Origin of the sequence: Nonomuraea sp. MG754425, from assembly GCF_021699195.1 — a bacterium.
GTDB lineage: Bacteria > Actinomycetota > Actinomycetes > Streptosporangiales > Streptosporangiaceae > Nonomuraea.
The window spans coordinates 1-269 of sequence record NZ_SSXE01000589.1; the positions used below are offsets into that span (position 1 = coordinate 1).

Genomic DNA, 269 nt, shown 5'->3' on the forward strand with positions numbered 1-269 from the left:
GCCCAGGGTAAGTCGGGGCCTAAGGCGAGGCCGACAGGCGTAGTCGATGGATAACGGGTTGATATTCCCGTACCCGCTTCAATGCGCCCATATTGAACCCCTTGATACTAAGAGTCCTTAAGTCCCTTGATCCTTCGGGGTCGGGGTGAGGCTGAACGCTCGACCTGATTGGGTAGTAGGTAAGCGATGGGGTGACGCAGGAAGGTAGTCCAGCCCAGGCGATGGTTGTCCTGGGGTAAGCATGTAGGGTGAGATGTAGGTAAATCCGC

Annotated in this window: 1 rRNA gene; it reads left to right on the forward strand. The window is 56.5% G+C overall.

Features of this window, described 5'->3' with window-relative positions:
- A 23S ribosomal RNA gene (locus FAF44_RS54090) occupies positions 1–269 on the forward strand; the annotation flags it as partial.